The organism is Pseudomonas sp. SDO5522_S412 (assembly GCF_054071215.1).
Map to the genome: position 1 here is coordinate 23381 of NZ_JBSVWQ010000064.1, position 6045 is coordinate 29425.

Genomic DNA, 6045 nt, shown 5'->3' on the forward strand with positions numbered 1-6045 from the left:
CCATGGGCTCTTACTTGATGTTGCATAACTCGATACTCGACGCCATTGGCCAAACGCCCATCGTGCGCCTGGAACAGTTTTCCGAAGACCTCGGCATCGAGGTCTACGCCAAGCTGGAATCCCTCAACCCCGGCGGAAGCCACAAGGCACGCATCGCCCTGGGCATGATCCTCGACGCCGAGCGCCGGGGCATTCTGATTCGTGGCTCAGGGCAAACCATCATTGAGCCCAGCGGCGGCAACACCGGCATCGGCCTGGTGATGGCCGGTAACGTGCTGGGCTACAAAGTGGTGCTGGTGATCCCCGACAACTACAGCCCCGAGAAGCAGAAACTGCTGCGCCTGTACGGCGCCAGGGTGGTGCTGTCGGACAGCCGCCTGGGCAACAATTCCCACGGCGAAAAGTGCATGGAGCTGCAGCTGGAAAACCCCAGCTACGTGATGCTCAACCAGCAGCGCAACGGCGCCAACCCGCAGACCCACCGTGACACCACCGCCCGGGAAATCATCCGCGCCTTCGGCGAGCTGCGTGTGGACTACTTCGTCAGCGGCATCGGCACCGGGGGCCATATCACCGGCATCGGCGAAACCCTCAAGAGCACCTGGCCGGCGATCCGCGTGATGGGGGTGGAGCCGGAAGAGTGCGACCTGCTCAGCGACCGCCATGCGCCGCACCATATCCAGGGCCTGTCGATCGGCTTGATCCCGAGCATTCTCAACGTCGCGATCATTGACGGAATGCTCAAGGTGTCGCGCCAGGAATGCCTCGACATGATCAAACGCATCATGCGCACCGACGCCATCAGCCTCGGGCTGTCGTCGGCCGCCAACATGGTAGCCATCGCCAAGCTGGCGCCGGAGCTGCCCACCGACACCGTCGTGCTGACCATGGTCTACGACAGTGCCGACAGCTATCTGCCCTGTTTTGAATAACAACTATTGCGGGGGTGCCTCCATGGGGGGCTTTATCGACATGCAACAACTGCACGATGAGTTGCTCACCCACCTCATCACCACGCTTACGCCTGCGCAGTTGAAGCAGCTGGAGGCGCATCTCGCGCCGCTGATCCAGGCGGCGGCCCAGGCGGTGGCCGAAGACCTGATCGCCTATGCCTGGCGCGACCCGGCGTCCCGTGGGCGCGGAGAGCTGATCCTGGAGTCCTACGCCTCGTTCAAGGCCGTGCTGTATTACCGCCTGGCCCACCTGGTGTGGAATTTCCCGGACAAGAACAACGGCGTGTTTTCCGCCATCGCCCTGAAGCTGAGCAACCAGGGCAAGATCCTGTCAGGCGCCGAAATTCACCCCGCAGCGCGGATCGGCCGGCGCTTTGTGCTGGACCACGGTTACGGCACGGTCATCGGTGAAACCTGCGAGATCGGCAACGACTGCTACATCCTCTGCGGCGTGACTCTCGGCGCCCGGGGCATCGCCAACAACCCGGACGGCAAGCGCCACCCGCGGCTGGGCAACAACGTGGAAGTCGGCTCCGGCGCGCGGGTGCTCGGTTACGTGCTGATCGGTGACAACGTGTTCATCAGTCCGTCCTGCGTGATCACCCAGGACGTGCCGGCCGGCACCAAGGTCAAGGTGGTCAACCAGATCCAGTTGCAGAAAAACGATGAGTCGGACCACAGCAATTACCTCGGCGCGTTTGCCCTCGACGAACGCCTGCACGTGGTGGGCGAAGTCAACGCCAGCCACAAGGTGACGGTATTGGACGCTGACTTTCATCCCCTGCCCGGCCTGCTGCTGGAGCCGACAGTCAAGGAACGTCATCACCTGCAATTCCGCCTGCGGCACATCGAAACCAACGCCTACCCGCCGCGCCTGCCGCTGAACCTGAAAGTGACCGGGCCCGAATTTGAAATCACCCTGCTATCTCCTCCTGGCTTGAGCGCGATGGTTCGTCGCCTGCTGCAAGCCAGCCCACTGATCGTCGGAGGTTGAACATGTCCGTGCACACCATGGAAACCCTCGCGCTGTTCGACAGCGCGCCTTACCAGAATGCCTTCAGTGCGCGGGTGATTGCCGTCAGCGAACAGGGAATCGCCCTGGAGCACACGCTGTTCTACCCCACCGGCGGCGGCCAACCGGGGGACACCGGCCATTTCATCCTGCCCGACGGCAGCCGCGTCGACATCACCGGCACCGTGCGTGACCCGGTACTGCGCTCGATCATCTGGCACCAGGTAGAACACTGCCCCGAGCAACTGGCCGCCGGGATGCAGGTAGACGCCAGCCTGGACTGGGAACGTCGCTACCAGCACATGAAAATGCACACCTGCCTGCACCTCCTGTGCTCGATCATCGACGCTCCGGTGACCGGTTGCAGTATCGGCGCCGACAAGGGCCGCCTGGATTTCGACCTGCCGGAAATGACCCTCGACAAAGAGACCATCACCCGTGACCTCAATGCCTTGATCGAACAGGCTCATGGGGTGAAAACCCTGTCCATGCCCGCCTCGGAGTATTCAACCCTGCTGCAGATCACTCGCACCCAGGCGGTGGCGCCACCGGTCATCCAGGGGGCAGTACGGGTGATTGAAATCGCCGGGATCGATATCCAGCCCTGCGGCGGCACCCATGTGACCAATACCGAGGAAATCGGCCGGGTGTTCTGCGAAAAAATCGAGAAGAAGAGCAAACACAATCGCAGGGTGATCCTGCGGTTTGAATAACCGCCGAGCGACGACCGGGGCGCCGACGCCCTAGTCGCCGTTCGTACAGGAAACTGACAGCAAATTTATGCGCTTGTAACATTCAGAAACGTACAATCCCGCCAGCAACGCCTCGTTGCCCCTGACTCGCGAAAACAGCGCCCGCCCTTCTCGGTGGGTCATTCGTGCAGCAGCTAAGCTCACTCCCATCACGCCCCTGAACCTGAACGCTGCAGGAATGACTGCCTATGAAAAGAGTGTTCCGTCACTACATCCCTGCATCCACATTGCGCTTGCTACCCAACCGCTGGGATTTGGTCGCCCTGCCCCTGGTGATCGGCTTTTTACTGTTTTTCTCCATCACTGCGCGGGAAACCTGGGCGCCTATCGCCACCCTGCAGAGTGAAGTGATCTCGCTGGACCCGGCCAACCTGCCGGAATACGCGATGCGCACCACGATGCGCATGCTGGCGGCGATGGTTGCAGCGCTGGTGTTCACCCTGTTGTACGGCACCCTGGCCGCCAAAAGCCGGCGCGCCGAGAAACTGCTGGTGCCCGTGCTCGACATCCTGCAATCGGTACCGGTACTGGGTTACATCTCGTTCACAGTGACGTTCTTCCTGCTGCTGTTCCCCGGGCGTGTGCTCGGCGCGGAGTTCGCGGCCATCTTTGCGATTTTCACCAGCCAGGCCTGGAACATGACGTTCAGCTTCTACCAGTCGCTGCGCATGCTGCCCCATGACCTGGTGGAAGTGTCGACCAACCTGCGACTTTCCGGTTGGCAGCGGTTCTGGAAGCTCGACGTGCCCTTCGCCATGCCCGGGCTGGTGTGGAACATGATGATGAGCATGTCCGGCGGCTGGTTTTTCGTGGTCGCCTCCGAGGCCATTACCGTCGGTGACAAGACCATCACCTTGCCGGGCGTGGGCTCATACCTGGCCCTGGCGATTGCCCAGAAAGACCTGCACGCCGTGGGCTACGTGATCCTGGCGATGATTGTGGTCATCCTGATGTACGACCAGTTCCTGTTCCGCCCACTGGTGGCCTGGGCCGACAAGTTCCGCATGGAAACCACCGCCTCCCAGGGTGCCGCGCCGCAATCCTGGCTGCTGAACCTGATCCAGCGCACGCGCATCGTCCAGCGCATCCTGCGGCCTGTCACCCGTGCCATCAGCCGCATTGGCAACAAGCGCTTCAGCCTGGCGGGCGGTGCACTCAAGGCGCTGCCGGCAGAAACCCCGAAAGCGTCAAAAGTGATCGACTGGGTATGGGGCGCACTCATCGCGCTGCTGGCCGCTTATGCGCTGTACCACATCGTGCAGTACGTCGGCACCGAAGTGACCCTGGCCGAAGTCGGCCACGTATTTGTGCTGGGCTTCATCACGCTGCTGCGTGTGGCTGGCCTGATCCTGATCGCCTCGCTGATCTGGGTGCCGCTGGGCGTGATGATCGGCTTGCGCCCTGCGCTTGCGGAAAAAATCCAGCCGCTGGCGCAGTTCCTTGCGGCCTTCCCGGCGAACCTGCTGTTCCCGGTGTTCGTCATCGTGATCCTGCACTACAACCTCAACCCGGATATCTGGCTGAGCCCGCTGATTGTGCTGGGCACCCAGTGGTACATCCTGTTCAACGTGATCGCCGGAGCCAGCGCGTTCCCGAATGACTTCAAGGAAGCCGCCGCCAACTTCCGCATTCGCGGCTGGTTGTGGTGGCGCAAGGTGATGCTGCCGGGGATTTTCCCGTACTACGTCACCGGCGCGATTACCGCCTCGGGGGGTGCCTGGAACGCCAGTATCGTGTCCGAGTACGTGTCCTGGGGCCACGACAACGTGGTCGCCCACGGGCTGGGCGCCTACATCGCCCAGACCACCGCGGCCGGCGACTTCCCGAAGATCGCCCTGGGCGTGGTGGTGATGTCGATCTTCGTGGTGGCGTTCAACCGCGCTGTGTGGCGGCCGATGTACGCCATGGCTGAAAACAAACTTCGTCTGAATTGATGGGACTCGCTGTGATGACTACCTATACCGAGCATGCCGCCGACACTCCGGAAATCTACTCGTTGAAAAACGTGAACCGGGTGTTCGGCAAAGGTAAAGACGAGCTGCAAGTCCTCAGCGGCGTGAACTTGAGCCTGCACGAAGGCGAGATTGTCGGCATGCTCGGCCGGTCCGGCTCGGGCAAGTCGACCTTGCTGCGCATCATCGCCGGGCTGATTCAGCCGTCGTCGGGCGAAGTGCGCTACAACGGCGCGCCACTCACCGGCCCGGCCGAAGGCGTGGCCATGGTGTTCCAGACCTTCGCGCTGTTCCCGTGGCTGACCGTGCTGGAAAACGTCGAGGCCGGCCTGCAAGCCTTGCAGGTCGAGCGCAAGGAATCCCGCAGGCGCGCCCTGGCGGCCATCGACCTGATCGGCCTGGACGGTTTTGAAAACGCCTACCCGCGCGAACTGTCCGGCGGCATGCGCCAACGCGTGGGTTTCGCCCGCGGGCTGGTGGTGAACCCGACCCTGCTGCTGATGGACGAACCGTTCTCGGCGCTGGACGTACTCACCGCCGAAACCCTGCGCACCGACCTGCTGGATCTGTGGAGCGGCAAGCAGCTGCCGATCAAGTCGATCCTGATCGTGACCCACAACATCGAAGAAGCGGTGCTGATGTGCGACCGCATCCTGGTGCTGTCGTCCAACCCTGGCCGGGTGGTGGCCGAGATCAAGGTGCCGTTTGCCCACCCGCGCAACCGCCTGGACCCGACCTTCCGGCAAATGGTCGACGACATCTACGCCCTGATGACCGACCGCCGCAGCGCCGACGCGAGCAGAGGTTTGCCTGAGCTGAAAATGGGCAGCCTGTTGCCGGAAGTCTCCACCAACCTGATGGCTGGCCTGATCGAAACCCTGGCCGCCGAGCCCTACAATGGCCACGCCGGCCTGCCGACCGTGGCCGAACGGCGTTTGCTGGAAGTCGACGATCTGTTCCCGGTGGCGGAGATGCTTGAGCATTTGGGCTTCGCCGAACTCAAGGGTGCCGACATCACCCTCACCGACGCCGGCAAACTGTTCGCCGACTACGGCACCCAGGAGCGTAAAACCCTGTTTGCCGAACACTTGATCCGCCACGTGCCATTGGCCGCGCGCATTCACCAGGTGTTGCTTGAGCGCAGCGGCCACCGGGCGCCACGGGTGCGTTTCGAGCAGGAGCTGGAAGATTCGATGACGGAAGCCTTTGTGGAAAAGACCCTGGAAAGCGTGGTGGCGTGGGGACGGTATGCGGAGATTTTCTCCTATGACGACCATACCGAGACGTTCAGCCTGGATGATGTGGAAGGCAGCATGTAGGTTTAATGTGGGAGCGGGCTTGCTCGCGAATGCGGAGTGTCAGCCAATGCATATATG

The 6045-nt window shown here is 62.2% G+C and carries 5 protein-coding genes; all 5 read left to right on the forward strand.

Going from position 1 to position 6045, the window contains the following annotated elements; translation table 11 throughout:
• The first annotated feature begins 17 nt into the window (after positions 1–17).
• The 5 genes from ACW9I6_RS15715 (at position 18) to ACW9I6_RS15735 (ending at position 5988) form a co-directional block, all read left to right on the forward strand.
• Complete coding sequence (locus tag ACW9I6_RS15715) at positions 18–932, forward strand: PLP-dependent cysteine synthase family protein (RefSeq protein WP_043225528.1); 915 nt, start codon at positions 18–20, stop codon at positions 930–932.
• Positions 933–954: 22 nt separating this feature from the next.
• Positions 955–1947: a serine O-acetyltransferase gene (locus ACW9I6_RS15720; protein ID WP_003214992.1), complete on the forward strand. Its 993-nt coding sequence runs from the start codon at positions 955–957 to the stop codon at positions 1945–1947.
• Between the two features lie 2 nt (positions 1948–1949).
• Positions 1950–2678, forward strand: coding sequence for an alanyl-tRNA editing protein (locus ACW9I6_RS15725; protein ID WP_003214990.1), 729 nt, complete (start codon positions 1950–1952; stop codon positions 2676–2678).
• A 227-nt stretch (positions 2679–2905) separates the two neighbouring features.
• Positions 2906–4651, forward strand: coding sequence for an ABC transporter permease (locus tag ACW9I6_RS15730; RefSeq protein ID WP_134325938.1), 1746 nt, complete (start codon positions 2906–2908; stop codon positions 4649–4651).
• Between the two features lie 14 nt (positions 4652–4665).
• The gene (locus ACW9I6_RS15735; protein ID WP_008432668.1) at positions 4666–5988 is read left to right on the forward strand and encodes an ABC transporter ATP-binding protein; all 1323 of its coding nucleotides are present in this window, start codon (positions 4666–4668) and stop codon (positions 5986–5988) included.
• Positions 5989–6045 lie beyond the last annotated feature (57 nt).

Excerpts from the sequence above, each read along its gene's own strand:
- ACW9I6_RS15715 (WP_043225528.1), top strand. The coding sequence starts at position 18 with ATGTTGCATAACTCGATACTCGACGCCATTGGCCAAACGCCCATCGTG.
- ACW9I6_RS15720 (WP_003214992.1), top strand. The coding sequence starts at position 955 with ATGGGGGGCTTTATCGACATGCAACAACTGCACGATGAGTTGCTCACC.
- ACW9I6_RS15725 (WP_003214990.1), top strand. The coding sequence starts at position 1,950 with ATGTCCGTGCACACCATGGAAACCCTCGCGCTGTTCGACAGCGCGCCT.
- ACW9I6_RS15730 (WP_134325938.1), top strand. The coding sequence starts at position 2,906 with ATGAAAAGAGTGTTCCGTCACTACATCCCTGCATCCACATTGCGCTTG.
- ACW9I6_RS15735 (WP_008432668.1), top strand. The coding sequence starts at position 4,666 with ATGACTACCTATACCGAGCATGCCGCCGACACTCCGGAAATCTACTCG.